This is a genomic window from Pseudidiomarina xizangensis (assembly GCF_052541995.1).
Genome location: NZ_JBOBQA010000005.1, coordinates 64,004 through 87,986 on the forward strand (window position 1 = coordinate 64,004; position 23,983 = coordinate 87,986).

General features: G+C 50.0%; 26 protein-coding genes. 5 read left to right on the top strand and 21 right to left on the bottom strand.

Annotated features, from left to right (window positions below; all coding sequences use genetic code 11):
- Positions 1-44 precede the first annotated feature (44 nt).
- Positions 45-2,711, bottom strand: a complete 2,667-nt coding sequence (locus tag ACQ5ES_RS10680) for a nitrate/nitrite transporter (RefSeq protein ID WP_445016670.1) — start codon at positions 2,709-2,711, stop codon at positions 45-47.
- Between the two features lie 303 nt (positions 2,712-3,014).
- Between ACQ5ES_RS10680 and ACQ5ES_RS10685 the strand changes: the two genes are divergently transcribed.
- Positions 3,015-4,220 carry an NnrS family protein gene (locus ACQ5ES_RS10685; protein ID WP_445016672.1) on the top strand — a complete coding sequence of 402 codons (1,206 nt, stop codon included), beginning with the start codon at positions 3,015-3,017 and terminating at the stop codon, positions 4,218-4,220.
- On the opposite strand, the gene ACQ5ES_RS10690 is transcribed toward ACQ5ES_RS10685, so the two are convergent.
- The 3 genes from ACQ5ES_RS10690 to norR are packed head-to-tail and all read right to left on the bottom strand — an operon-like array spanning position 4,217 to position 6,931.
- Positions 4,217-4,972, bottom strand: a complete 756-nt coding sequence (locus ACQ5ES_RS10690) for a HesA/MoeB/ThiF family protein (protein ID WP_445016674.1) — start codon at positions 4,970-4,972, stop codon at positions 4,217-4,219. The two genes, ACQ5ES_RS10685 and ACQ5ES_RS10690, sit on opposite strands and share 4 nt — an antisense overlap.
- The gene (locus tag ACQ5ES_RS10695) at positions 4,959-5,378 is read right to left on the bottom strand and encodes a YbaN family protein (RefSeq protein ID WP_445016676.1); all 420 of its coding nucleotides are present in this window, start codon (positions 5,376-5,378) and stop codon (positions 4,959-4,961) included. Before ACQ5ES_RS10695 ends, ACQ5ES_RS10690 begins: the two co-directional genes overlap by 14 nt.
- Positions 5,379-5,395: 17 nt before the next feature.
- Positions 5,396-6,931, bottom strand: coding sequence for a nitric oxide reductase transcriptional regulator NorR (gene norR, locus ACQ5ES_RS10700; protein ID WP_445016677.1), 1,536 nt, complete (start codon positions 6,929-6,931; stop codon positions 5,396-5,398).
- 160 nt (positions 6,932-7,091) lie between these two features.
- Here norR and ACQ5ES_RS10705 point away from each other — a divergent pair, with 160 nt between their 5' ends.
- Positions 7,092-7,610, top strand: a complete 519-nt coding sequence (locus tag ACQ5ES_RS10705; RefSeq protein ID WP_445016679.1) for a hemerythrin domain-containing protein — start codon at positions 7,092-7,094, stop codon at positions 7,608-7,610.
- 7 nt (positions 7,611-7,617) lie between these two features.
- Here the strand turns inward: ACQ5ES_RS10705 and fnr are convergent, their stop codons facing one another.
- The 5 genes from fnr to ACQ5ES_RS10730 form a co-directional block, all read right to left on the bottom strand.
- Positions 7,618-8,346 (bottom strand): fumarate/nitrate reduction transcriptional regulator Fnr, encoded by a 729-nt coding sequence (gene fnr, locus ACQ5ES_RS10710; protein WP_445016885.1) that lies wholly within the window; start codon positions 8,344-8,346, stop codon positions 7,618-7,620.
- 130 nt (positions 8,347-8,476) lie between these two features.
- Positions 8,477-9,004 carry a CC0125/CC1285 family lipoprotein gene (locus ACQ5ES_RS10715; RefSeq protein ID WP_445016681.1) on the bottom strand — a complete coding sequence of 176 codons (528 nt, stop codon included), beginning with the start codon at positions 9,002-9,004 and terminating at the stop codon, positions 8,477-8,479.
- Between the two features lie 72 nt (positions 9,005-9,076).
- A complete protein-coding gene (locus ACQ5ES_RS10720; RefSeq protein ID WP_445016683.1) occupies positions 9,077-9,496 on the bottom strand; it encodes a CC0125/CC1285 family lipoprotein in 420 nt (139 codons plus the stop codon).
- The gene (locus ACQ5ES_RS10725) at positions 9,493-10,209 is read right to left on the bottom strand and encodes an anti-sigma factor family protein (protein WP_445016685.1); all 717 of its coding nucleotides are present in this window, start codon (positions 10,207-10,209) and stop codon (positions 9,493-9,495) included. Before ACQ5ES_RS10725 ends, ACQ5ES_RS10720 begins: the two co-directional genes overlap by 4 nt.
- Positions 10,206-10,697, bottom strand: a complete 492-nt coding sequence (locus tag ACQ5ES_RS10730) for an RNA polymerase sigma factor (RefSeq protein WP_445016687.1) — start codon at positions 10,695-10,697, stop codon at positions 10,206-10,208. The genes ACQ5ES_RS10725 and ACQ5ES_RS10730 overlap by 4 nt, the downstream gene beginning before the upstream one ends.
- A 126-nt stretch (positions 10,698-10,823) precedes the next feature.
- Between ACQ5ES_RS10730 and ACQ5ES_RS10735 the strand changes: the two genes are divergently transcribed.
- A complete protein-coding gene (locus tag ACQ5ES_RS10735) occupies positions 10,824-12,179 on the top strand; it encodes a S8 family serine peptidase (protein ID WP_445016689.1) in 1,356 nt (451 codons plus the stop codon).
- Here the strand turns inward: ACQ5ES_RS10735 and ACQ5ES_RS10740 are convergent.
- Together ACQ5ES_RS10740 and ACQ5ES_RS10745 are read right to left on the bottom strand one after the other, a co-directional pair.
- Positions 12,176-13,084, bottom strand: a complete 909-nt coding sequence (locus tag ACQ5ES_RS10740) for a hypothetical protein (RefSeq protein WP_445016691.1) — start codon at positions 13,082-13,084, stop codon at positions 12,176-12,178. The genes ACQ5ES_RS10735 and ACQ5ES_RS10740 overlap by 4 nt on opposite strands.
- Before the next feature lie 73 nt (positions 13,085-13,157).
- Positions 13,158-13,745 carry a hypothetical protein gene (locus tag ACQ5ES_RS10745; RefSeq protein WP_445016693.1) on the bottom strand — a complete coding sequence of 196 codons (588 nt, stop codon included), beginning with the start codon at positions 13,743-13,745 and terminating at the stop codon, positions 13,158-13,160.
- A gap of 191 nt (positions 13,746-13,936) precedes the next feature.
- On the opposite strand from ACQ5ES_RS10745, the gene ACQ5ES_RS10750 reads away from it, so the two are divergent.
- Together ACQ5ES_RS10750 and yjjG are read left to right on the top strand one after the other, a co-directional pair.
- Positions 13,937-14,497 carry a TMEM165/GDT1 family protein gene (locus tag ACQ5ES_RS10750; protein WP_445016695.1) on the top strand — a complete coding sequence of 187 codons (561 nt, stop codon included), beginning with the start codon at positions 13,937-13,939 and terminating at the stop codon, positions 14,495-14,497.
- A 57-nt stretch (positions 14,498-14,554) separates the two neighbouring features.
- Entirely contained in the window at positions 14,555-15,250 is a 696-nt protein-coding gene (gene yjjG / locus ACQ5ES_RS10755; protein WP_445016697.1) for a pyrimidine 5'-nucleotidase, read from the top strand.
- On the opposite strand, the gene ACQ5ES_RS10760 is transcribed toward yjjG, so the two are convergent.
- From ACQ5ES_RS10760 to aroB, 10 genes are all read right to left on the bottom strand, one after another.
- A complete protein-coding gene (locus tag ACQ5ES_RS10760) occupies positions 15,233-15,919 on the bottom strand; it encodes a gamma-glutamyl-gamma-aminobutyrate hydrolase family protein (RefSeq protein ID WP_445016699.1) in 687 nt (228 codons plus the stop codon). The genes yjjG and ACQ5ES_RS10760 overlap by 18 nt on opposite strands.
- On the bottom strand, positions 15,889-16,866 hold the full coding sequence (locus tag ACQ5ES_RS10765) for an amidoligase family protein (RefSeq protein ID WP_445016701.1): 978 nt from the start codon (positions 16,864-16,866) through the stop codon (positions 15,889-15,891). Before ACQ5ES_RS10765 ends, ACQ5ES_RS10760 begins: the two co-directional genes overlap by 31 nt.
- 64 nt (positions 16,867-16,930) lie before the next feature.
- Positions 16,931-17,182, bottom strand: coding sequence for a PAS domain-containing protein (locus ACQ5ES_RS10770; protein ID WP_445016703.1), 252 nt, complete (start codon positions 17,180-17,182; stop codon positions 16,931-16,933).
- A gap of 156 nt (positions 17,183-17,338) precedes the next feature.
- Positions 17,339-18,538 (bottom strand): EAL domain-containing response regulator, encoded by a 1,200-nt coding sequence (locus ACQ5ES_RS10775; RefSeq protein WP_445016705.1) that lies wholly within the window; start codon positions 18,536-18,538, stop codon positions 17,339-17,341.
- Between the two features lie 189 nt (positions 18,539-18,727).
- On the bottom strand, positions 18,728-19,621 hold the full coding sequence (locus ACQ5ES_RS10780) for a cation diffusion facilitator family transporter (protein WP_445016707.1): 894 nt from the start codon (positions 19,619-19,621) through the stop codon (positions 18,728-18,730).
- Positions 19,622-19,657: 36 nt separating this feature from the next.
- Positions 19,658-20,854 (bottom strand): BaiN/RdsA family NAD(P)/FAD-dependent oxidoreductase, encoded by a 1,197-nt coding sequence (locus ACQ5ES_RS10785; protein ID WP_445016709.1) that lies wholly within the window; start codon positions 20,852-20,854, stop codon positions 19,658-19,660.
- A complete protein-coding gene (locus tag ACQ5ES_RS10790) occupies positions 20,851-21,531 on the bottom strand; it encodes a class I SAM-dependent methyltransferase (RefSeq protein WP_445016711.1) in 681 nt (226 codons plus the stop codon). Before ACQ5ES_RS10790 ends, ACQ5ES_RS10785 begins: the two co-directional genes overlap by 4 nt.
- Entirely contained in the window at positions 21,528-21,986 is a 459-nt protein-coding gene (locus ACQ5ES_RS10795) for a GNAT family N-acetyltransferase (RefSeq protein ID WP_445016713.1), read from the bottom strand. The genes ACQ5ES_RS10790 and ACQ5ES_RS10795 overlap by 4 nt, the downstream gene beginning before the upstream one ends.
- Complete coding sequence (locus tag ACQ5ES_RS10800; RefSeq protein ID WP_445016715.1) at positions 21,983-22,900, bottom strand: Dam family site-specific DNA-(adenine-N6)-methyltransferase; 918 nt, start codon at positions 22,898-22,900, stop codon at positions 21,983-21,985. Before ACQ5ES_RS10800 ends, ACQ5ES_RS10795 begins: the two co-directional genes overlap by 4 nt.
- Entirely contained in the window at positions 22,875-23,981 is a 1,107-nt protein-coding gene (aroB, locus tag ACQ5ES_RS10805; RefSeq protein WP_445016717.1) for a 3-dehydroquinate synthase, read from the bottom strand. The genes ACQ5ES_RS10800 and aroB overlap by 26 nt, the downstream gene beginning before the upstream one ends.
- Positions 23,982-23,983 lie beyond the last annotated feature (2 nt).

Consider the following 23,983-nt stretch of genomic DNA (forward strand, 5'->3'; position numbering starts at 1 on the left):
GGTTGAACCCGCACTAGAAGTGCGGGCTACCGGGTTTACAGCTGCTAGCAAGGGTTTGGAGCATTGCGGCGTGAGTAGAACCACCAGGTCATGGCGGTACACAGTGCGTAGAAGATGATAAACGCATAAAGTGCACCGGCAACGCCGCCAGTGAATGCGATCGAGGTACCGTAGGCTTTAGGAATAAAGAAGCCACCGTAAGCTGCGAAAGCTGAGATAAAACCAATCACCGCCGCTGATTCTTTATTACCTTCTTTGACAGCTAAATCCGTATCACCATGCACACGTTTGCGCTGATTTAAGAAAATCACAGGTACCATGCGGAAAGTCGACCCATTACCTATGCCTGTCGCAATGAACAACACTAAGAACGCTACAAAGAAGCCTACGAAACTGCCTGCATTGTCACCTAGTGGTAGGAAGTAGATAACGCCGACCACCCCAGCAATCATTAACAAGAAGTTCCAGAATGTCACCCGCGCACCACCAAGTTTATCGGCGAGTACACCCCCGAATGGTCGCGATAAAGCACCGACTAAAGGCCCCAGGAAAGCGTACTTAGTTGGGTCGACCTCAGGGAACAACATACCGGATAACAATGGAAAGCCAGCGGCAAAACCGATGAAGCTACCAAAAGTACCTAAGTACAGAACACTCATGATCCAGTTGTGCGAACGTTTAAAAATTACTGCTTGATCGCTAAACGAAGCTTTAGCCGAGGAGATATCGTTCATACCAAACCATGCGGCAATGGCGGCAATGACAATGAATGGTACCCATAAGAACGCAGCATTTTGTAGCCAAATTTCGCTACCCGCTTGTGCGCCTTGTTGCACCACAAGCGGATCACCGCCAAATGAACCGAACACACTTGCAGCAATGACCAAAGGCGCAAGTAGCTGCATGCCCGAAACACCCAGATTACCCAAACCGGCATTCATGCCGAGTGCCGCACCTTTTTCCTTCTGTGGATAGAAGAAGCTGATATTGGCCATCGAGCTAGAGAAGTTGCCCCCGCCAAAACCGCATAACAGGGCCAGTATCAGCATGATGATGTAAGGCGTGTCTGGGTTCTGCACCGCAAACCCGATCCAGATACAGGGGATCAAGAGTGAGGCTGTAGAAATTGCGGTCCAGCGTCTGCCGCCAAATATTGGCACCATAAAGCTATAAAATATTCGTAAGGTCGCGCCAGACAATGCTGGTAAAGCGGCAAGCCAAAAGAGTTCGTTTGAGGAGTAAGTGAAGCCAAGTTGCGGCATTTTGACCACCAAAATACTCCAAATAGTCCAAACTGCGAAGGCCAGGAACAGGTTAGGAATTGATATCCACAAATTGCGGCTTGCGATCTTTTTGCCTTTATTTTCCCAAAACTCTTTGTCTTCCGGGCGCCAGTCATCAAGGGTGTAGTAGTCGGGAGTTGAGAATTCAGGTAAATCGGTTTGCTCAACATCACCACGTAATTCGATGCGTTCCGCCCGGCGAATTGAAAAGTGCATCCAGAGTAATGAAATGATGGTAATGGCGAACAGCAACATAAACACGCTTTGCCAAACACCAATAATGTCATTCAACATACCGAAAGTTAGCGGTAACAGGAAACCACCCAGACCGCCAATCATCCCTACAGCACCACCAACAGCGCCAACACTCTTCGGGTAGTAAACCGGAATATGTTTGAACACTGCGGCTTTACCAAGCGACATGAAAAAGCCTAAAACAAAAGTCAGAACTACAAAAGCGGCAAGTGTTACCTCAAACTGGAACCGAATCTCACCATGAACGCCTTGTATAACGTACTCTGTTGAGGGATAGCTGAGCATAAAGGTACAAATTGCTGACGCTATAAAGGTCCAGTACATGACACGGCGCGCACCATACTTATCAGACATCCAGCCGCCGAGAATGCGGAATAACGATGCAGGAATCGTATACAGAGCAGCAATAATGCCTGCTTCGGTGATGCTTAGGTCGTACACTTCCATAAGGTAGTGCGGCAGCCATAATGCCAAGGCAACAAAAGCTCCAAACACAAAGAAGTAGTACAAGCTAAACCGCCAGACGCGCAGCTCTGCAAGCGGAGCCATCTGCTGCATAAAGGTTTGCTTAGGTTGCTGACGGCGTTGCTGCGTCATCGGATCTTCTTTGGCCAGCACAATAAAGGCAATACCCATGATGCCTATCACGGTCGCATAAACCTGCGCTGCGCCTTGCCAGCCTAAGGCAACTAATAGGAAAGGTGCACCAAAATTCGTGACCGCCGAACCCACGTTACCAGCACCAAAGATACCGAGTGCCGTGCCCTGCTGTTTGCTGTCGAACCATGATGAGGTGTAGGTGACACCAACGATGAAAGCACCGCCGGCTAAGCCCACGCCTAAGGCGCCAACTAAAAGCATGGCGTAACTATTGGCAAAGGTTAACAGGTAAACACAGAGCGCTGTGGTTAACATCAGTACGCCAAATACCCAGCGGCCGCCAAGGCGGTCGGTCCAGATACCGAGGAACAAGCGACTAATCGAACCGGTCAGAATGGGTGTTGCCATGAGCAAACCAAGCTGAGTATCCGTCAACGAAAAGTCGTCTTTTATTTGAATACCAATAATCGAAAAAATGGTCCACACTGCAAAACACAGTGTGAACGCAAAAGTTGAGAGGCCGAGTGCTCGGTAGCGATCGAACTTACTCACTTGCGGTTGGGGTGTAGCCATAATCATGCTCCTTGGGCACGAGATTCAGGTTCTGCCACAAGTCTACTGAAATATTGCACTGCTGATAATTGTCTAATCACCGCGAAAACAGCGGTTTAAACGCGTTCTATTGCTTTTGGGATAGAACCTTATATTGCCGTGAAGCCAGGGTATTTGCGGCACACTACCTCCAATGCGGTAGTTCGGTTTTGTCTCTGGATTAGCCGCTGTTTTTAAGAGGTATCTCCAGGAAATCTAGCTGGAATTTGGACTGAGCTGTGGTATAAACATAGATACAAAATGTATGTTTTAAAGGGTGCGCACATGCTGCAAATTACCGATCTCAAAGTAGAAGAAAAAATGTGGCCGCTGCTGCGGCAAGCTTTTCGTCCAATGTTCTTGCTAGGCGCCACTTTCAGTGCGGTAGCGATGATGTTGTGGCTCTGGGTATTAAGCGGCACTGTGCAATTGCCAGTGTTTGCTGATGTGATGTTCTGGCATAGCCACGAAATGATCTTTGGTTTTGTCGCTGCCATTATCGTAGGCTTTTTGCTTACTGCGGTACAAAATTGGACGGGCTTACGGGCAACCCACGGTCGCTCGCTTGGCATGCTCACCGCGGTCTGGTTACTTGGTCGTATTAGCTTGCTATTTGGTGCTTACTTGCCGCCTATTGTACCGATCACCCTTGATCTCCTGTTTCTTCCTCTCGCCACCATACTCTTGGCGATGCCGTTAATTGCGGTCAAACAGCAGCGGAATTTATTCTTTGTGCCGGTACTGCTGCTACTTACCCTATGTAATGCGTTGATGTATTACGGACGCATGACGGGTCGCTTTGATTTGCAACAAGTGGGCAGCCAGAATGCGGTGATATTAATCACGCTACTGATGGCTATTGTTGGCGGCCGCGTGCTACCTATGTTTACTGCAAATGGCACCATGACCGAGAAAGTGCAACCTATTGTCTGGCTTGACCGTTTAAGCTTAGGCAGTTTGTGGTTGATCTTTGCATTACAAATCACCCAGTTGAGCAGTTGGTTGAATGGAACCGCACTGGCCATTCTATATGGTGTTGCAGCATTATTGTTGGCGGTACGCTGTGCCCGCTGGAAAATATGGACGACCCTGCGCGTACCCTTACTTTGGTCATTTCATGTGGCCTACTGGTTTCTCCCGATTGGCTTGGCCTTGTTTGCCTGGCATCATGCCACCGGTGAGGTTAGCGTCAGCACCGCGATACATGCTTTAACGGTAGGTGCTATGGGGAATATGATTTTAAGCATGCTGGCGCGAGTTTCGCTTGGTCACAGTGGCCGACCTCTGCAACCTAAAAAAATAATGTCGTTGGCATTTTTGTTGGTGATTCTCGCCGCAGTGCTGCGCGTGTTTGTCGCATGGTTTTGGCCGGAAGCGACCTACCAATGGTATCTTTTCGCAGGCTCTGCCTGGATAGTGGCGTATCTGATTTATGTGGTGGTGTATCTACCAATTCTCACGTTACCGCGAGCGGATGGGCGCCCCGGCTAAGAATTGCAAAGCGGGCACTGCGGATGGCGGCTGAGTTGAAATTTTTGCCAGTCGCCATGTAAGCCGTCGTACAGCAGTACATGCCCGGCAATGGGCTCGCCAATTTGCGCTAACAGCTTCAGCGTTTCGACCGCCTGCATCGAGCCAATTACGCCAACTACGGGCGCGAGAATACCTGACTCCATACAACTTAATTGTTGTTCACCAAAGAGCAAGCTAAAACACTGATAACAAGGCCCGTGCTGTTGGTTCAAAAAGACACTGAGCTGCCCCTCATAGCGGATTGCAGCGCCTGAAACCAAGGGCTTTTCTGCTGCAACACAGGCGGCGTTGATGGCGTTACGAGTTGCCAGGTTATCGCAACAATCGACCACAACATCGTGCTGCTGAACTAAAGACAAGAGTAATTTTGCATCGGCGCGCTGCGTCAGAATGTTGATGTCAGCATCCGCGTTTATGGTGCGCAGCCGCTGTTGGGCGGCAACGACCTTGGCAACGCCAATGTCGTCGTGTTGATACAGCGTTTGCCGCGGCAGGTTGTGCGTATCAACCACATCATCATCCACCAATGTCAACTTACCGACGCCGCTACCAACAAGGTAGGGTGTGACTGCACATCCCAAACCACCCATACCAATAACCAGCACTTTACTCGCCAAAATACGTTCTTGTCCGTTCAGATCAAAACTTGGCAGCATTACGTGGCGGCTATAGCGCAACAGTTGTTCGCGAGTAAGTTCAGGAAGCGTCATCGGATGGTGTCTCCTGTTGGTGCGAGTCGGCTAAAGGCGGGTGTTCTGGCCGCAGTATCAGCCATATTGCGACAACAAGCATAATTCCGATCACGGTCAGTTTGATAGCAAGGTGAGCCGGACTAAAGCTGAGCATTATGGCGCTACCGGTCATCATAACAATCGCGATGACTTTGGGCTGTCGTTTCACCACACCATAGTGGCGCCAGGCAATAATCTGAGGGCCATATTTTGGATGTGCAAGTAGCTTGGCTTCGAGTACTGGCCAGCCTTTACCGCCTGCCCATGCCGCGATCAGCAGGAAAGGTACGGTGGGCATTATCGGCAGCAATAGCCCGATTAGACCTAGCAGCAGAGCAACAATGGCAATTGTGCGCCACAGCAGAATTCGCAGTATGACAGTCATCTATCTCCCCTCGCGCGCTACTTTAAGCCAAGCCGCTGCGCGAGCTTATGCAGGTTACTTGGGTCGACCTCCAGTATACGTGCCGCCTGGGTCCATTTATAGTCTGCTTGCGTTAATGCGCGCTCGATCAATTGAGTTTGCAGTTGCTGCACGGCATCGCGCAAGTTCATGCTAGTGGTGGTTATGGCTTCGCTGTCGACCGTCAAGCTGGCCGCCGGGGCGTTCGGTAAGTCGAGTAACTCTGGGGCAATACTGACAATGTCGTTGCGCTCAGCGCCTTGGCTTAATGCTTTGATCGCGGCGCGGCTAACAGTATGTTCCAGCTCCCGAACATTGCCGGGCCAATCGTATTGGACCAAGGCGTGCTCGGCGGCCGAGCTCAGACGTAATGCCCGGAGTCCAAGGCGCGCTCGGTTCAATTCAAGAAAATGACCAACCAGTAAGGGAATATCTTCCCGTCGTTCACGTAACGGCGGTATCGGTAACGGGTAAACACTCAGTCGGTGATACAAGTCAGCGCGGAAGTCACCGGTTTTAACTTGTTGTTTCAGATCACGGTTAGTGGCAGCGACAATACGCACGTCTACTTTGTGGCATTTATCGCTGCCGAGACGTTGAATCTCACCATTTTGTAAGGTGCGTAATAACTTTGCCTGAATTGATGCGGGGAGTTCACCGACTTCGTCGAGAAACAAGGTACCGCCGTCAGCACTATCAAATTTCCCGGCACGCTCGGTCGCGGCACCGGAAAACGCGCCTCGGGTATGACCAAAGAGTTCACTTTCCGCCAACGACTCGGGTAGCGCCGCACAATTGACATAAACTAAAGGTTGCTTGCTGCGTGACGACCAACGATGCAGTTGGCGGGCGAACAATTCTTTACCGACCCCAGTTTCGCCGAGTAACAATACTGGCAAGTCAGCGCTAGCAACTACTTCCAACTCCTGCAACACCTGCTGCAATGCGGCGCTATGACCGATGATTTCTGACCCAGTAGAGGTCTCATTCTGCAGGGCAGTCTCACCGTCACGGCGATTATTGCGCAGTGCCCGAATATTTTGTTCAAGCTGCCCCATCCGAATGGCCGCCTCAACTAACAAGCTAGCGCGTTGTAATTCGCGCATGGTCTGCGCATCAAAAGTTCCTGGTTGCAGGGCATCTAAAGTAAGCGCGCCCCAGCACTTACCCTCGACATACAAGGCGATCCCCATACAGTCGTGCACGGCCAGACGCTCGTCTGGGCAGTCTTCAATTAACCCATCGTATGGGTCGGGGAGTTGACTGTCCGGCTCAAACCGTACGGTTTCACGTGCAGTTAATATCGCAGCAAGTCGAGGATGTTGCTCAGTGATAAATCGCCGACCTAGCGCTTCACGTACTAAGCCGATGCCGGCAATTGGTCGCAGTACCTGCTGATCTTGCTGCAATAGCACCACAGCACCGCAGCTGAAATGGCGGCGCAAAGTGGTGACGAGTTTTTGTAAGCGGACAACGGCCGGTAGTTCAGTGACCAGGTCAGCGACCAGGGTTTCAAGTAGTGATGTTTCTTGCATGGTTAAATCAACCCATTTAGGCGGGATGGACCCGTATAATAATGGGTGTAATTTACCATCGGCGAACAAAATTCTATATAAATCAAAGTAGGTAGTTTTGGCACTTAAATTGCAGTTATAAGCAAGAAGTCTATTCATTTTTGTGATTAAGGATGCCGATATGCACCAACAACTGACCGACCAATGGCGTGATGCGCCAACCCAGGACCTGATCCAATTTGTGTTAACGAATTTCCATGAAAAGCACCGTCAGCAATTTCCTGAGCTCATTCAGCTCGCCAGAAAGATTGAAAGCGTGCATAACGACCATGAGGAGTGCCCCGAAGGTTTGGCTGATTTACTTACCGAAATGAGTAACGAATTGGAAAGCCACATGATGAAAGAGGAGCAGATTTTGTTCCCCATGCTTGCGGGCGGTATTTACCCAAGCGGGCCGATCGCCGTGATGGAAGAAGAGCACGGCGAACATGACATCATGATCGCGAAATTAGCGAAGCTGACTCGTGATGGCAAGGCGCCCCGAGGTGCATGTGGAAGCTGGATTATGCTCTACGAAGGGACCCAAGATTTGATTCACGACCTGCAACAGCATATCGCGTTAGAAAACGAAGTTTTATTTCGCGAGCCACAAGCAGTACCGCAGCATGGTAGCGATTTTTGCTGCGGATCGTGTCAGTAATTGTAGATTATGCGGCCAGGGCGCGTAAGCGTTCTGGCTCGGTGATCGCTATAAGTTTATTTTGTATCGCAACCACACCTTCATTCTGAAGTTGCGTCAAAATACGGCTAATGGTTTCCACCGACAAACCCAGGTAATTACCAATATCAGCGCGAGTCATGCTCAAGCGGAATTCGCGGCTTGAAAGGCCACGCTGCTGGAAGCGAGAAGACAATGTCACGAGAAAATTCGCCAATTTCTGCTGCGCCGTATGATGGTTTAAGGTACCGAGCAAGGTCTTGCTGGCAAACAATTCGCCACTCATTATCCGGAGCAGTTGTTTGCGCAGACCAGGCAGATCAGCCGATAATTGATCCAGCGATTGAATTGGAATCTCACACAGCATGGTGGTTTCCAGAGCTTGAGTGTAGCTCCGATGTTTGCCGTCGATGAGGCCGTCGAAGCCAATTAAGTCGCCGGGTAAATGGAAGTCGACAATTTGCTCACAGCCTTGACTGTCTAACGAGTAAGACTTCAACGAGCCTGAGCGAACGGCATATAAATAATTGAATGGTTCGCCGCTATTAATTAGCACATCGCGTTTCTGCAGTGGACGATGACGCTGAATAACGGTATCCAACTTTTCCGTTTGTTCGGGACTTAGCTGATAGGGCAAACACAACGTCGCCATACTACAATTTTGACAATGAATGTGTGAGGTCATTGTTTTCACCACCGATGCTTGATTTGCGTCAATAACGCTTGATGTATCGAAGTATACGCCAGTTGCGGAAAAATTGAACGCATCACGATGGAGTAGAAAAGCATTTACTCTTTAGAGGTAGAAAGCGCACAAAGCTGGGCTCTGTACGCTTTTTTCAGACTTATTATTCTTCAGTTTTCTTCGGTTGTAAGTTGTCACGCACTTCAGAAGCGTCATAACTGTAGTTTGATTCTGGCTGCTCACCGTTACCCATTTTGATATCCAGGGTGACCACAATATCACTATCGGTACGACCGCCAACGTGGATACCGGCACTAAATGCGGTGCGCGGATAATACCGAGTTTCGCAACGAATAGCATTGCAGTAGGTCATCATATCGCCAGACGTCGGGTAAGCGAAGTCTGTGTTACGAACGGTTTCTTTATCCACTTGTGTTTCACGGTGGGTAATAACAAACCAGTCATAGTCATTCTGTAGTGTTACCTCGGCCGCTCGCAGCAAGGCATAGTTGGTTGCCGCGCCTTTGTCGGTTCCACGGGCTTTGAATTTCACCTGATACTGGCTATCGGTGATCTGATTTTCAGTATAACCATAACCACCATCTTCAGCGGCACGATAATCGGGCTCGCTGGCGCATGCTGCGAGTACTAGGGTCAAGCTTACAATCGTCATTCGCATGTAGTTCATCATTTTCTCCTTTTTAGAAGATGCTATTAAGTTTAGTAAAAACCTCAGGTATTGCTGTCGTTTAGAATGAAAATTTTAGGTAAAACAATTACCTTTCAGTAATTCAGAGTCACGCCACCGCTTCTCAACGGCAGTAAAAATGCTGTCAGGGCGGTAGCTGCACGTACTTGTTGGACGAATACCGACACCAAGCACAACATCCACAGCAAGCTTTCGAGTTGTGTGTTTTGTCGCGTCATGGGTTATCGTTTGCGGCAGTAAAACAAACCAATCGTAGTCGAGTTGTCGTGCTATTTCAGCGGCACGTAATAGCAACGCTTGCTGATTTTGTGCCATGCTTGGACCGGCTAATTGCAATGAGAACCGCCTGGCACTCAATTGCTGCTGCTGATAGTCAATCCCTGGTACTGCTGTCAACCGGTATGAATCGCTGCTTGCACATGCGACCAGCAAAAAACTGACACATAACAGTGCAAACTGTTTAACGATGCTCATTGGCTCGGTTCCTTTACTGAAGCCCGCCAATCAGAATCGAGTAAGCGCTGCTCCGCTGTTCCTACTAAGGGCTCCGAATACATGATCTGGTCGAGCACAAGGTCAAGAGTATGCTGACCAGTAGCAGTCTGATAGTCGCCCGTCGATTCAGCGGCAACAGCTGTATGTTTGGCTATTTCTTGCCACTGCCCGTTAGCGGTTCGGCAGGCGATGGCTTCCGCCGCAGCGGACGCCTCAATGATTCGGTACTGTCGGCAGAATTGGCCTTCCTTATTGAGAAAACTAAAACGCGGACTTACTTCGAAATCTGTTTTCGAATAGGTTGCGCCGCTTGGTTGAGTTTCCAGTATAGCTGTAAGGGTTTGCCAACGTGAAGTTGACGATATCTGCCCAAACGAGCTCAGTTGCAGGGTCACCACGACAGCTAAACTTGCAGCTATAGCGGCCGTAGGCCAACTAAAGTTGAGCAAATTAAAAAACCACTTTACCGGTGATTTTTTCGGCTCATCTAACATAGCCAGAACCGTTTCGGGTAGCGGAGTCTGCATTAATAGCTCAGCCCGCTTACTGGCGATTTCGTCAACCTGAGCGAGTTGAGCTAAACGCTCAGCTAATTGTTCATCTGTCGCAATGGCAGAACGCACTTGTTCCATTTCAGTAGCGGAAAGTTCGTTATCCAAAAAGGCAGATAGCTGTACATCAGTAATGTTCATGTAATAGCTCCTGATGAGTCCAAATTAAATTCATTCGTGAGCTTTGCTCTGGCACGCGCCAAACGGCTCATAATTGTACCTGAAGGCAGTCCCAGAATAGCGGCAGCTTCTTTGTAAGAAAGACCTTGTATTGCGATTAACGACAACACCACGCGTTGCTCTTCAGGCAGGCGTTGTATGGCTCGCTCAACCTCACGCAAGTTTAATAAAGTTGTTACTTGTGCTTCGTTGTCAAAGGTTGCACCGGCCTGCAGCTCGGGTTTTGCCGTGGCATCCTGGCGAACCTTCGCGGCACGGTGTTGATCAATCCAAAGGTTGCGACAAATTTTGAATGCCCACGCGGCAAGTTCGGTGTTATCCGGTATTGGTTTACTGAGTAACCGCTCGACGGTGGATTGTAACAAGTCATCCGCATCCGCAAGGTTACCCGTCAACGACAACGCGAACCGACGCAAAGCAGGTAACAACTCTCTGATTTGTTCTTTCATAACTGCTCCGATTGCTTTCTGTTAGGATAACGTATGGGCGTTTAAGTTTATTCCATCACTAACGGAATTTTCTCAGATATCAGCCGTTATTACAGAGATAGAATAAAAACTTAGGGAGGTCCCCCAATGAACGGATTACCACGGTTTGTGCTGTTATTCGTTGCAGTGAGCGTAATCTCACCCGCAATCGCGCTCGCGCAAGTGCTCAATGAACTGCCCCAGTTACCGCAAGAGTTGCCGCAGTTGCCGGTTACGGTTGAACGCGTGGAAAATCTCTCTGACGACGCGACACGTGAAACATTGATGCCGCTTCGTGCCGTTTCTGTTTCCACCGTAGAACAATTCACCGCACAGCTGACGGATGTTATTCCTGAAGTGGTTGAGCTGACAAATTCCGCAGGTGATGTGGTGTTGCGTGAAGTCACAGTAGAAAACGGCTGGCGAGCGTTGGAGCGTGAATGGCTGGTGGTTATCCAGAATAATAACATCGCGCAATTGCAACGCCTACCAGTGAGCATTATAGCGCGTCAGGAGCTAACTGCATTACAACTTACCGTGATCCGTTTTCGAGTGCCAGCACAATACGATTCCCGAGAGGCTTTGCGAGATTTGTTACCAGACACAATGCAGGAGTCCATAGCCAGGCAGCATGTGTACTTTGCGCAAAGTAAACCAACAGATAGGCAAACACCATCTGGAATGGATGATGACAGCAAGTTTGCCTGTGATACTCCAGTTAAACTAGGCGTTATTGACACCCGTATTAAAAGCTCACTTTGGTATTTTAAAGACGCGCAAATTCGGCAGCGTTCGTTCCTTGACCGTACTCTTGAACAACCCTTTGCTCATGGCACTGCTGTCGCAGGTCTATGGCTCGCGCAAGCAGCTGGCTTACAACCTTTACTACCTAAGGCAGAGTTGTTTGCTGCGGAAGTCTTTTATCAACATAATGAGCTCAGCCAAGGGGCACCCGTAAGCGCATTGATCGAAGCTTTGAACTGGCTGGTAGGGGAAGGTATTGGTGTGATCAATATGTCGATGACTGGTCCAGACAACCCAATTCTAAAGCTTGTTGTGGAGCGAGTACAGCAGCAGGGTACAATTATTGTTGCCGCTGCAGGTAATGCCGGACCAGCTGCTCCGCCCCTATATCCTGCGGCCTATAGTGATGTTGTTGCAGTTACAGCGGTGGATGCCAAGCAACAAATTTACCGCTGGGCAAACCGTGGTTTACACATTGACTATGCGGCGCTTGGTGTTGCTGTGAAAACTATTCGTCCGAGTGGTGAGCTAACCTATGAATCAGGCACCTCGATGGCCGCACCTGTCGTGTCAGCATTACTCAGTTGCGTATTGGCTGATCAGCCAATACACAAATCAGTACAGGATTACCTCGCCCCTTATTTGGAAGACTTAGGTGAAATCGGGCCGGATCCTATCTTCGGTCGGGGTTTGATCAGGCCCTTCAGGTCGCTGAATTAAAAGCTCAGCTTAAAGCTGATTCCGGCTGTGGTATCACGATAGTCGGCAACTTCCGCGTTAGATTCGCTGTTGCTATGTTTGGCCGTCAGGGCGAGCTCGAAATAGTTACTTAGTGGCACTTCCCACTTGCCCTCCAAAGTAGTGAGTTGATCTTGCCGGGCAGTGGATGCGGGCGACCAAGCTGCACGGTAGTCGTGATCTTGGTAGGTGATACTCAGAGACAGTTTTTGGGCGTGGTCCCAGCCCTGCAGAGTTTGATTAACGCTGGAACGAAATTGGTGCCCTGCAAAGCTAAACTTAGGTTCCGCGGCGACTTCATCTTGCTTGGTGTAAGCAAAGGTAAGAAACCGTGAGCCTTGCGCGAAAAACCAGAAGGTGTCGACGCTGTAGTAGTTCGCTTTAGCGTTGCGTTGCGGGTAATCGGTTAAAGTCTTGGTTATTTGTTGATGTGCCAAACGCCAGTAAACGCTGTCACCGATCAAATCGCCCAGATAATAACTGGTTTGCTTAAAGTCGAGGAAGTCATTTTCTGCAACTTTCGCGTCGGCGTTATGTTGACTGATTCCTACTTTAAACCATGGTAGCTGGTAACTCACTTCTCCGGTTAGTGTATGAATTTGCAAATCATACTGAGAAAATTCCCGGTAGCGTTCTTGTTCGGCTTGGTAGCTTGCTGTGAACGCAAGTTTGTCTGTCGCTTGCCAGTTTGCTTGAAGTTTGCCGCGTAGGGTCACTAGCTGATCGCTTTGCGAGGTGTTTTCATCAATTTGAGTCAAGCCCACATTGCTATCATAGCGGTAACCGGCTTCAATTTCGCTGCCGAATTCCCAGGCGTCAGCTTGTTCTTCAGCGCTAACATTTAGGGAAAGCATAAGTAGCATAGGGACTAACGTTTTGTAGCGCATCGTTTTACTCCTTGGTGGTTGGATGACGAAAAAAGGCGCACTAGCTGTTAAAGCTACTGCGCCTTTGGTTGGGTTATAGACCAATGCTCTGGGTTATAGTGTTACGCACTGTGGCGTCCACCGCACCACTTACGGCGCCAGACACTTGCTGTTGAACGGCATTGTTAACCTGGCCAGTGACCTGTTGGTTTACCGCAGTGTCAATACCAGCATTAACCGTTTGTGAGAGCGTCTGCTCAGCAGTATTGCTGGCGTCAGAAATCACGGTGTCGACTTGAGCTGTTGCGTTAGCTGCTGCATCTGTCGCACTTGTCAACGAATTATTCAAGACTGCAGTTGCGCTCGCGGCGGTCTCGCTTGTGGCCGAGGTGGTTGCTTGAGCACCTTCTGCTGCCGACTCTTCGCTGTCCTGAACGTTGTTGTCACCGCCATCATTGGTGATGTCGTCCTGGGCATCTCCAGTATCAGCGTTGGCTTCAGCGTCTGCGTCAGCGTCAGCATCAACGTTCGCTGTAGCAGAATCGTTACTAATATTAACGTTAGAGCTAGCGTTAGCCTCCGTTTGTGCAGAGGCTTCGATGGATTGCGCCAAAGCCGCTTGGCTGGCCATGGTGGTTAAGCTAAATAATGTTGCTAAGGAAATTGCTGTGAGTTTTTTCATGTGAGTTCTCCTTTTGTTGAAATCTCACATGGATAACGAGCTAAGTCGGTGAAATAGTCCCTGCAATGGGGTTAAGTCTTTGTAAAGAGCATCCACCAGGTTTTACGTGGGCTTTCTATTTGCGTAGTAAAGCTATAGTTCGATACAATGCCGGCCGTCTTAGGGGAGTAGTTGACCCGCCGGAGTACACCATGGAAGCTTTTCTTACCTCTACCTTAACTGTCACCCTGGCCGAGATGGGTGATAAGACGCAGTTGCTGAGCTTACTGCTGGTCGCTCGATACCGGCAAAAATGGCCTATCATCATCGGTATTATTGCCGCGACACTTATTAATCACTTTATTTCCGCATGGTTTGGCCAATGGTCCGCCTCGTGGATCCCTGCTGATTATGCAGGGATTGTTATTGGACTTAGCTTTGTCGCAATTGGTTTATGGGTGTTGGTGCCTGATAAGCTTGATGACGAAGCGACCAGTTGCTCCTGCTATGGTGCGCTCTGCGCTACCTTCGTGCTATTTTTCCTAGCGGAAATTGGTGACAAAACGCAAATCGCCACGGTCGTATTAGGCGCCCAATATGCAAGCGTTCTCTGGGTGACCCTAGGCACGACTTTAGGTATGCTGATTGCCAATGTTCCCGTGGTGTTGCTGGGTGAAAAACTTATGCGGCGTGTGCCGCTGAACGTGGTTCGTTACGTCGCAGCAGCGGTGTTTGTAGTGCTGGGTTTGGCAACGTTAGGCTGGAGTCTATGACTCAACTTGTAAGACACAACTGTTTTATTGTTTTCAATGGATTGCAGAGAGGGCCGAATGCCAACTAAATTGCATAGTTACGATTGGTTATTGTTTGACGCCGATGAAACGTTGTTTTCGTTTAATGCCTTAACCGGCTTGCAGCAACTGTTTCGTGGTTATGGCGTGAGCTTCACAGATTCCGACTACCTCGAGTATCAGGCAGTAAACAAGCCGTTGTGGCAGGACTATCAGGCGGGGAAAATAGATGCGAAAACCTTGCAACGTCGGCGGTTTTGCGGTTGGGCAAGTGAGTTAGAGGTCAGCGCTGACGAGCTGAACTCGGCTTTTTTAGAGGCGATGGCGGCTATCTGTCAGCCCTTGGCTGGCGCACGGGAGCTTTTGGAACGTGCTCGTCAAACGGCTAAGATTGGCATTATCACCAATGGCTTTAAAGAACTTCAGGAAGCCCGTCTAGCCCAAACGGGTATGGCTGAACTGGTCGATTTAGTTGTGATTTCTGAGCAGGTTGGGGTGGCGAAACCCGACCCAGCGATTTTCACACACGCGTTAGATTTGATGCAGCAAAAGGATCGTGAACGCGTGCTAATGACCGGCGATAACCCCCATTCAGACGTACTTGGCGCGCAACGTAGTGGACTGCATTCTTGTTGGCTAAACGCGGAAAACGCAGCGTGTCCGTTGCCGACACCGCCGCATTATACGGTACGTTCGTTACCCGAGTTGGATGAGCTGTTAGCTGCGCCCGCGTAACTGTTTGGCCTCTTTAACTAACCAATGAAACAAACGCAGTTCACTGGGAATATAAAATAAATATTCCGGATGCCATTGCACCCCAATAATGGGGTGGTGTCCCGAACTTTCAATGGCTTGCGGTAGATCATCGAGGTCATGCGCGACAATGCGCAAATTCTCACCGACATCCTGCACCGCCTGATGGTGCAAGCTATTCACCCGAAGCTTTCGTTTTTTGACAATGGTCGCAAGGTCGCTATCGCCGCGCACAAAAACTTGCTTAGTCGGTAATAGCCCGGGCCGATTGTATGTTTGCTTGCGTAATTCGCGGATATCGTCGTATAAATTTCCGTCATGGACGATATTGATCAACTGTGCGCCACGGCAAATACCAAGCATTGGGATGTCATCGCGCAACGCTTTTTTGATCCAATTAATCTCTAACTCGTCACGATCCGGGTCGTGCTTAACTTTACCGCTTAGCGTACCGCCATAGTGCTCAGGCGAAATATCGCTGCCACCGCCAATCACAATGCCATGCAATGGCAAGCCGGAAGGACGGTGACGCACACTAATGCGCTCGACTTCGGCACCGCATAGCCAAAGCGCGATACGTGTGGTCCACCAAGACGGTGACCATTTTTTGCCGGCGCCGGTTACGCCGATGCGAGGTTTTCTTTGAGCCATTGGTCTACGTGTTGAATCCATGGTTGTCGAGCGACGCCGAGCATTGGACGATCGGCGTCAAGGAAGTCAGAGGCAAGTTCTGCAAGCGCCTTGGGACGATTAGCCAAGCGCTCAACGTTGCACCAAAGGTTCCATTCACGGGCGAGTGACCAATCGGTATCATTGATACGGCAATTGGGCAGGCGATAGTGCAGCGTCGGCCTTGCTTTGATCTTGTCGTCTTTTAGTTGAGCTTTAACGCGTTCATTATCCAGGTGGCAGAACAATGGCAACATATCTAAAGCACGATTACGACTAGGGTTGGCATCGATATAGTCATCAATCAATTGGTTGACGGTGACCGCGTCGTATTTAAGTAAATCACGCACATAACTTTCGGGATAGAGATCGATATAGGGGCTTAATTTTCGCGTGGTATTCACATGATGCTGGTCAACCAGCCACCACTGCAATAACGCGTAAGCCTGCATGTAATAGCAAATTGTTTCACTATCTGTTGCTGGCAGTTCGGGATTAATGTGCGTTCCGTAGGCTGCAATCATCGACTCATCCGTGCCTTTTGCGCCTGCTTCGCGCAAGGCTTCGACCAGATCGTTAAGGGCATCGAGTTCATCACACGGGATAGGAGGACACACGACTTCAACGGGAACCACTAGCCCCGCGGCCTGACTTAATGAGTCGAGCAAGGCGTCGGTATTCGCATGTTCGCCTTTTTCAGCCGCTAGTTTATGTAAAAAGTTCCAGTCAATTTCGATCTTAAAGTCGCCAAGAGGACCTTCAACACGCCATTGTGCTGCGCTTTTTGCATAAGGAGAGCCACCCAGTGATCGAGCAACAGCTTCGGCACTGGTGGCGACGTCGAGTCCGGAAAACTCCAGTTCAAAGCCCACGCGGCGGATATCACCCGCTGAGGTTTTCAGCTGTCGAGGCTGTACAAACTTAACCATGATGCGTTTTTCTACCTGCAAGCAAAAGTGCGAATATGATCGAGAGTAGCAAGCTGAAAAATTATTACAAACTTTCTCGAAAAAGAACTTTCAAGTTGGGGTATCTCGACGTCGCTTCAGCACCGGCGTTTGCCGCGGAGACAGCGTAGCCAAAACCTTGCAATTGTTCGGATGACATCTGCAACAGCTGTTCAGCTTGTGAATTTACAAAAACAAAACGCCAGTCGTGGTCAAGCATAAAAAAACCATCGCTAATATTCTCCAAAGTTTGACGTAATTGGTTGTCAATAGCAGCGACCTCGTTACGTGTATGCACAACATCAGAAATATCCTGAAAAGCGCCTCGAACAGCGATAATCTCTCCGGAGGCGTTACGTTCAGGTTCACCGATACTTCGTATCCAGAGGTCACGTCCTTTGGCGGAGGTTAGTTCGGCGTCAAGTTCGGCACGTGTTTGTGCGGTGACGTCATCTCAAGTGCTCGCTGCAGAGGTTGCGGTAAATTGTTTTATCCATTCCAGGATAGACTCTGGTGCAATCGGGCGGCTAATGAAGAACCCTTGTGCTAAATCACATCCGGCATCAGCGAGCAGGGTCAGGGACCGTTCATCTTCTACACCTTCGGCTGTTGTCGTAAGCTTTAGAGCGCGCGCAAGAGCGATTAACGAAGCTGCAATTTTTTGCGCTTCTTCCGAGTGTGCGATGGGAATAATGAAGTTCTTATCTATTTTCAGCTCGGAAAAAGGTTGCCGCACAAGTTGTTCAGTTGATGAGTAGCCAACACCAAAATCATCGATGGCAACAAGAAAGCCCTTAACCCTTAATTGGGTTAACAACTCCAAGGCTAAAGAGGCATTTTTTGCGGTGCTGGTCTCGGTAACTTCTAACTTAATGCGGTGCGGCGCCAACCCCTTACTGATACAAAGTTCGGTCAGCTTCGAGGGGAAATCGGCATCGACAAAGATACTTGGCGAGGTGTTTAGTGACAAGGTGTAATCGGTACCACCCATAACGTCAGCAAACCAGCTGATAGCTTGCTCAAAAACCTGCAAGGTTAGTTGATGAATCAAACCTTCACGCTCAGCGAGTGAGATAAAACGGTCGGGCATAATTAATTCGTTTTGTTTGCCGCGAATACGTGCTAACGCCTCAAAGCCGACGATGTTACGTTTGCGACACCCTATTTGTGGTTGGTAGTGCACTTCCAGCCGTTGTTCAGTAAGCGCGTTTTTTAGCTGTTCAATACTGATTTCGGCAAGTTTTGTGGGTTGCGAAGTCGAATTTGAAAGATCATTAGAATAGGTGCTGATTAAGGCTCGTAAGGCACTAATGCGGAAGGGTTTAGAGAGTATACCGGCAACCCGTAAGCCGCTTTCGTCAGCTGCTGTTTTTGCTGCATTCAGAACTTTTTCGCCAAGACCACTGACAATAATGATAGTGGCGGCACAATTTTCTTGCGCGAGCCTACGCATCACTTCAACACCATCTAACCCCGGCATCGCCAGATCCAGAACAATGTGGGTCGGTTTAAAGTCGCTGTTGAGCGAAAAAAAGTCATCAGTACAGGTACATGATTTGGCAGTGTAGCCCGCCGCCTGCGCCATTTCGCGAATAGTTATGCTGACTTGGCTATCATCGTCCAGGACTAGTAAGCGACCGGCATTCAATGTCATCTGACTGGTTCTCCGAGTATCAGTGGTTTCAGGCCACATTAATTGCTTTGCTGGTTCTAACATAATGCATTTTAAAAGGACGCGAAAGTCGCTATTTCCGGCCAAACATAATTACGCCTATCGCCGTTCGTACAATTGTGACATCAATGAGATTGAAACGAACGAATGAAGATTTATAACCCAGTAAGCTTATGTGGTTCTGTCCCGGCAAATTTCATCGGGATGTTCCAACTCAATGGTGGTATGGCTGAGTTGATACTTGGCGAGCGCGCTATCGATACGCTCTTTTAATTCGCAACGCTCGTGGTTATCAAGATTGTGCGATAAGACTAAGTGCGCAGTAAGGACGTGTGATTCACCATCCAGCGACCAGAAGTGCAGGTGGTGTACACTGGTAATATTTGGAAGCTCCTGAAGTGAATCAGCCACCGCCTGATAAGTTTTTTTGTCAGGGGAGGCTTGCACAAATAATTTCAGGGTTGCCCATAAATTGCGAAATACATTTAGTAAAATGAATAGCGTAAAGGCAATAGAAAGTATCGGGTCAAGAATCGGCCAGTCGACGAACAACAGCACGACACCGACAATAAGTACTGCTACCCAACCTAAAACATCTTCCAATAAATGCCAGTTAATGACCCGTTCATTTAAAGTTTTGCCTTTAGACAATTTGTAGGCAGCAAAGCCATTTACCGCAATACCAAGCACGGCAAGTGCGATCATCCCATCGGCAACAGGCATTTGCGGATCCCACAAGCGTGGAATCGCGGTAGCCAATATCCAGGCGGAGCCAGCGATGAGTACCACCGCATTGATAAATGCGCCGACCAGGTTGAGTCGCTTGTAACCATAGGTGAAGCTGTGATTAGCTTCTTTGTTACCTAATTTATTCAGCACCCAGGCAAGCCCCAGTGACATACTGTCACCCAGGTCATGCACGGCATCTGCCAGAATCGCGGTACTGTTGGTGAGTATGCCACCAATAAATTCGATAATGGTAAAAACAAAGTTGAGCAAGAATGCCCAGCCTAGACGCGATGAAGGCATGTCTTTCGAATGATCATGGCCGTGGTGGTGTCCCATGAATGCTCCTGCTGTTGGGCTAAGGATGTTAGCGCGTTAGGTTGTCGGCGTTAGCGCCTCGGCGCAGGCGTTAGCACTGGCCCAGGCCCACTGGAAATTATAGCCGCCCAGCCAGCCAGTGACATCAACCACTTCGCCGATAAAGTATAGGCCGGGTTGCTGCTTGCTGGCCATGGTTTTGGAGCTCAGCTGGTTCGTGTCGACCCCGCCGAGTGTGACTTCGGCAGTGCGGTAACCTTCGGTGCCATTGGGTTTAACTGGCCAGGCGTGGAGTGTGGTCGCGACGGTTTCAAGTAGCGCGTTACTGCAGTCGGCCAGGTTGTTGTCTGGCCACTGTTGTTGCTCAGCCAAGGTGTGCGCAAAGCGTTTTGGAAACCACTGTTGTAGCACGCTGCGCAGGCCTAGCTTCGGACGTTCGCTGCGTAAACGTCGTAACTCGGCGAGGCTATCGAGCTGCGGGAGCAAGTCGACAGTGAAGGTTTCACCGGGTAACCAATAGGATGAAATTTGTAGCATTGCCGGACCGCTAAGCCCGCGATGGGTGAACAGCATGGCCTCTTTGAAGCTGGCCCGGTCATTCTCTGCGGTCACATCTAGTGCCAGACCGGAAAGTTCACTATAAGCCGCTTTGTCACGGTCGTGCAGAGTAAAAGGTACCAGCCCGGCACGAACCGGCAGAACGGTATGACCGAATTGTTCGGCAAGTTGATAGCCCAATGGAGTTGCGCCAAGTTTCGGCATCGATAGCCCGCCACAAGCAATCACAAGTTGCGGTGCATGGTACTCACCCTGGGAAGTGCTCAGCGTATAACTAGCGTCGTGCCATTCGACGTTGGTTATTTCGGTGCGCAGTTGTACCTTGGCTCCGTGCTGGGCACACTCGTCGAGCAGCATGCGCACAACGAGTTTTGCTGAGTCATCGCAAAACAGCTGTCCGAGCGTCTTCTCGTGATAGGCAATACCGTGTTTTTCGATCAATGCGATAAAGTCCCACTGGGTGTAGCGACTTAACGCCGACTTACAAAAGTGCGGATTTTCCGACAGGTAATTTTCAGGACTCGCATATAAGTTGGTGAAGTTACAGCGCCCACCGCCAGAAATGAGGATCTTCTTACCGGCTTGTTTGGCATGGTCGAGCAGCAGCACCCGTAGCCCCCGAGCTGCGGCTTGCCATGCACACTGCAAACCGGCCGCGCCGGCACCAATAATAATCACATCGTAGTTGTTACTCATGCTGAACTTAGATCCGCAATCTTACTTAGATAAATATCGAATCGATGTTTCTTGCTGACGACTTGCATATCGGGCTTTGTGTCAGCTAAATACCCGGCATGCTGGGGCCGTTTAACGACCACTCTGCGCCGCGCCACTTTGCGCGCCGGTGCCAGTAATTGATCGGCATCGGTATCGGCGCCCACCAAGTGTTGGAACATCTGCATGTCTTTTTTCACCGCTGCTTTTTGTTTGCGGTCACTTTTCGGATACATAGGGTCGAGGTAAACCACGTCGAAACTCGCGGTTTGTGCGTCATCCAAGGTCGCAAATGGCGCTAAAAAAAACCGTTGCTGGTAATTTGGTTGCTCAGTGTAAAGCCGCTGGAGCGCATCTGCTAATAGTGCATAAACTTTGGGTTGGCGCTCGAGCATGGCAACGCGTGCGCCAAGACTCACCAGCACCCAGGCATCACGGCCGAGCCCTGCTGTTGCGTCCAGAATGCTGCTGTCAGGATGTTTGCCGAGACCACACGCGCGAGCAATAGCTTCATCCTTGGTGGTGGCTACTAGTGCGCGCCGCGCTTGCTTGCCAGCGAGAAAGTCGACGACCAAGGGTTTCATTTCCTCGTGCTCGTGCCACACCAAGCCTAAACCTGAAGCTGTTTTAAGCAGTGAAAATGGCTCGACCGAGGTCATGGTGCGCGTTCCATATCGACATGGGGAATGCCGTCTTCGACATAATCAGCGCCGATCTCACGAAACTCGAGGCTGTGATAAAACGCCCGCAGGTACACCTGCGCACCAAGGCGGATTGGCGCGTCGGGGTAATGCTTATGACACCAATCGATGGCGCGCCGCATGAGTTCCCGGCCAAGCCCCTGGCGGCGAACCTTTCCCGCGCTGATAACCCGACCAATGCGGGTATAAGGGGTTTCGGCACTAGCGCCAAACAAGCGCGCGTAAGCGACCATGGTGCCGGCCGTATCGAGCGCGTACAGGTGAAAGGCTTGGTCATCGAGACCATCAGCGTCAGGGTATGGACAGGTCTGTTCGACCACAAAAACGTCTTGGCGCAATTGTAGTAGCTGGTAGAGTTCGGTGGTGGTTAATTCGGCAAAGGATTTAACTACCCAGGTCAGTTGATTGGTCATCGTGCAACCTTGCGTTTGGCTTGTGCTAAAGAAATGACATTGGCCGCCCGCGGCTTTGATGTGTACAAGGCCAATAGTTCCGCGACTTTGGTGCGGCCATCGGCTTTGGGACTAATAAAGCGCGCCACCTGCAGGCTTTGTAAGTCGGCATCGGCATAAAGCAGGCGGGTTAACTCGGTGTCGTGATTACTAATCAACACCGGGATACCACGTTTGTGTGCGGCGTGCGCCGCGCGGCGGGCCAGTTCATGTTGTTGATCCAGACTAAAGCCGGCGGTGGCGTAGCTGGTAAAATTTGCGGTCGCAGTTAAGGGGGCGTAGGGCGGGTCGCAATAGACCACATCACCTTTGCGCGCGCGCCGGAAGACTTTCTCAAAACTCAGACAGGTAAACACCGCACGCTGGGCCTTGCTCGCAAAGAATTCGATTTCCCGCTGCGGGAAATAAGGCTTGCGGTAGCTGCCAAACGGCACATTAAACTGCCCGGACCTATTGTAACGACAAAGTCCGTTGTAGCCATGGCGGTTCAGGTACAGAAACAGGAGCGAACGTTGGTAACTATCGGTTGTTGCGTTAAATGCGCGGCGCAGAGCGTAGTACGCTGCATCACTGTTATTCTGGGCATTAAACAATTTGCGAGCGTCATGGATAAAGGTCTGCGGGCGGCGCTTGATGGTTTTAAATAGCGCGATTAAATCAGGATTTACGTCGTTGAGAACATAGTTTGGGTAATCGGTGTTGAGGAACACCGATCCGGCACCAACAAAGGGCTCGACCAACTTATTGCCGTCTGGCAGTAAGGCGCTGATCGGCTCAATGAGATTGTATTTACCGCCCGCCCACTTGAGAAAGGCACGATTTTTCTTATTCACGACTGTTGGTCCAAGCTTAACGAGTTGTTTCGGTGACGGCATTAATGGCTTGCCAAACGCTCGACCAGTCTGTGACGGTGCGCAGTTCTGCGTGGCCAATACGCGTGGGCAAGATAAATCGCAATCGCCCTGCTTGTACTTTTTTATCACGTTGCATGCGTTGTTGCCACTGCGCTTCGGTCAGTTGAGGTGCACGAACTGGTAGCCCAAAGGTCTGCAGCAGAGACAATATGCGTTGGTAGTCGGTGTTGGCTAACTCACCCTGTTGCAACATGTACTGGGCAGCCACCATGGTGCCCGCGGCCACGGCTTCGCCGTGATGCCAACTGGTGTAATATTCAGCTTCGATAGCGTGGCCAAAGGTATGGCCAAGGTTGAGCAGTGCCCGTAGGCCTTGCTCACGTTCATCGGCGGCAACGATTTCGGCCTTTATTTCGCAAGAGCGACCTATGGCGTAGGTCAGGGCTTCGGGCTCACGAGCATTTAGCGTATCAGTGTTTTGTTCCAACCAGGCAAAAAATTCGGCGTCATAGATAATGCCGTATTTTACCACTTCAGCGAGGCCACAGGCATAATCACGGGCCGTCAGGGTGGCTAAGCAATCCGTGCTGATCACCACCGCTCGCGGCTGATAAAAAGCGCCAATAAGGTTTTTACCACCGGGATGATTAATTGCGGTTTTACCACCCACAGACGAGTCGACCTGCGCTAACAACGTGGTAGGCAGCTGGTAAAAGTCGACCCCGCGTTGAAAAGTCGCTGCGACAAAGCCAGCCAAATCTCCCACCACACCGCCACCTAACGCCAGAATCGCGCAATCGCGGTTAAAATTTGCAGCGATGAGTGCATCCATTACTTCTGCATAGGAGGTGATGCTTTTCGCATGTTCACCATCGGCAATTTCATGCACGATAATAGTGGCAGAGTTAGGTAATGCGGCTTGCAAAGATTTTAAGTAGTGTGCAGCGATAGTGGCGTTGGTGATAATGCAAAGCTGCTTGGGTAACTCGGTGAGCAATGTCGGCAACGCTGAGAACAGTTGCCGACCGATGTGAATGGGGTAACTACGTTCAGCAAGTCCGACGTCGATGCGATGTATCAAAGTCTGAGTATCGGCTTGCATGA

Coding starts and splice junctions, on each gene's coding strand:
- yjjG (WP_445016697.1), top strand. CDS start 14,555: ATGCCAACTAAATTGCATAGTTACGATTGGTTATTGTTTGACGCCGAT.
- ACQ5ES_RS10795 (WP_445016713.1), bottom strand. CDS start 21,986: ATGACCAATCAACTGACCTGGGTAGTTAAATCCTTTGCCGAATTAACC.
- aroB (WP_445016717.1), bottom strand. CDS start 23,981: ATGCAAGCCGATACTCAGACTTTGATACATCGCATCGACGTCGGACTT.
- ACQ5ES_RS10685 (WP_445016672.1), top strand. CDS start 3,015: ATGCTGCAAATTACCGATCTCAAAGTAGAAGAAAAAATGTGGCCGCTG.
- ACQ5ES_RS10720 (WP_445016683.1), bottom strand. CDS start 9,496: ATGAGCATCGTTAAACAGTTTGCACTGTTATGTGTCAGTTTTTTGCTG.
- ACQ5ES_RS10780 (WP_445016707.1), bottom strand. CDS start 19,621: ATGGGACACCACCACGGCCATGATCATTCGAAAGACATGCCTTCATCG.
- ACQ5ES_RS10775 (WP_445016705.1), bottom strand. CDS start 18,538: ATGACATTGAATGCCGGTCGCTTACTAGTCCTGGACGATGATAGCCAA.
- ACQ5ES_RS10740 (WP_445016691.1), bottom strand. CDS start 13,084: ATGCGCTACAAAACGTTAGTCCCTATGCTACTTATGCTTTCCCTAAAT.
- ACQ5ES_RS10765 (WP_445016701.1), bottom strand. CDS start 16,866: ATGGTTAAGTTTGTACAGCCTCGACAGCTGAAAACCTCAGCGGGTGAT.
- ACQ5ES_RS10715 (WP_445016681.1), bottom strand. CDS start 9,004: ATGATGAACTACATGCGAATGACGATTGTAAGCTTGACCCTAGTACTC.
- ACQ5ES_RS10745 (WP_445016693.1), bottom strand. CDS start 13,745: ATGAAAAAACTCACAGCAATTTCCTTAGCAACATTATTTAGCTTAACC.
- ACQ5ES_RS10785 (WP_445016709.1), bottom strand. CDS start 20,854: ATGAGTAACAACTACGATGTGATTATTATTGGTGCCGGCGCGGCCGGT.
- ACQ5ES_RS10705 (WP_445016679.1), top strand. CDS start 7,092: ATGCACCAACAACTGACCGACCAATGGCGTGATGCGCCAACCCAGGAC.
- ACQ5ES_RS10730 (WP_445016687.1), bottom strand. CDS start 10,697: ATGAAAGAACAAATCAGAGAGTTGTTACCTGCTTTGCGTCGGTTCGCG.
- ACQ5ES_RS10680 (WP_445016670.1), bottom strand. CDS start 2,711: ATGGCTACACCCCAACCGCAAGTGAGTAAGTTCGATCGCTACCGAGCA.
- ACQ5ES_RS10760 (WP_445016699.1), bottom strand. CDS start 15,919: ATGGCTCAAAGAAAACCTCGCATCGGCGTAACCGGCGCCGGCAAAAAA.
- ACQ5ES_RS10690 (WP_445016674.1), bottom strand. CDS start 4,972: ATGACGCTTCCTGAACTTACTCGCGAACAACTGTTGCGCTATAGCCGC.
- ACQ5ES_RS10695 (WP_445016676.1), bottom strand. CDS start 5,378: ATGACTGTCATACTGCGAATTCTGCTGTGGCGCACAATTGCCATTGTT.
- ACQ5ES_RS10800 (WP_445016715.1), bottom strand. CDS start 22,900: ATGCCGTCACCGAAACAACTCGTTAAGCTTGGACCAACAGTCGTGAAT.
- ACQ5ES_RS10750 (WP_445016695.1), top strand. CDS start 13,937: ATGGAAGCTTTTCTTACCTCTACCTTAACTGTCACCCTGGCCGAGATG.
- norR (WP_445016677.1), bottom strand. CDS start 6,931: ATGCAAGAAACATCACTACTTGAAACCCTGGTCGCTGACCTGGTCACT.
- ACQ5ES_RS10725 (WP_445016685.1), bottom strand. CDS start 10,209: ATGAACATTACTGATGTACAGCTATCTGCCTTTTTGGATAACGAACTT.
- ACQ5ES_RS10735 (WP_445016689.1), top strand. CDS start 10,824: ATGAACGGATTACCACGGTTTGTGCTGTTATTCGTTGCAGTGAGCGTA.
- ACQ5ES_RS10790 (WP_445016711.1), bottom strand. CDS start 21,531: ATGACCTCGGTCGAGCCATTTTCACTGCTTAAAACAGCTTCAGGTTTA.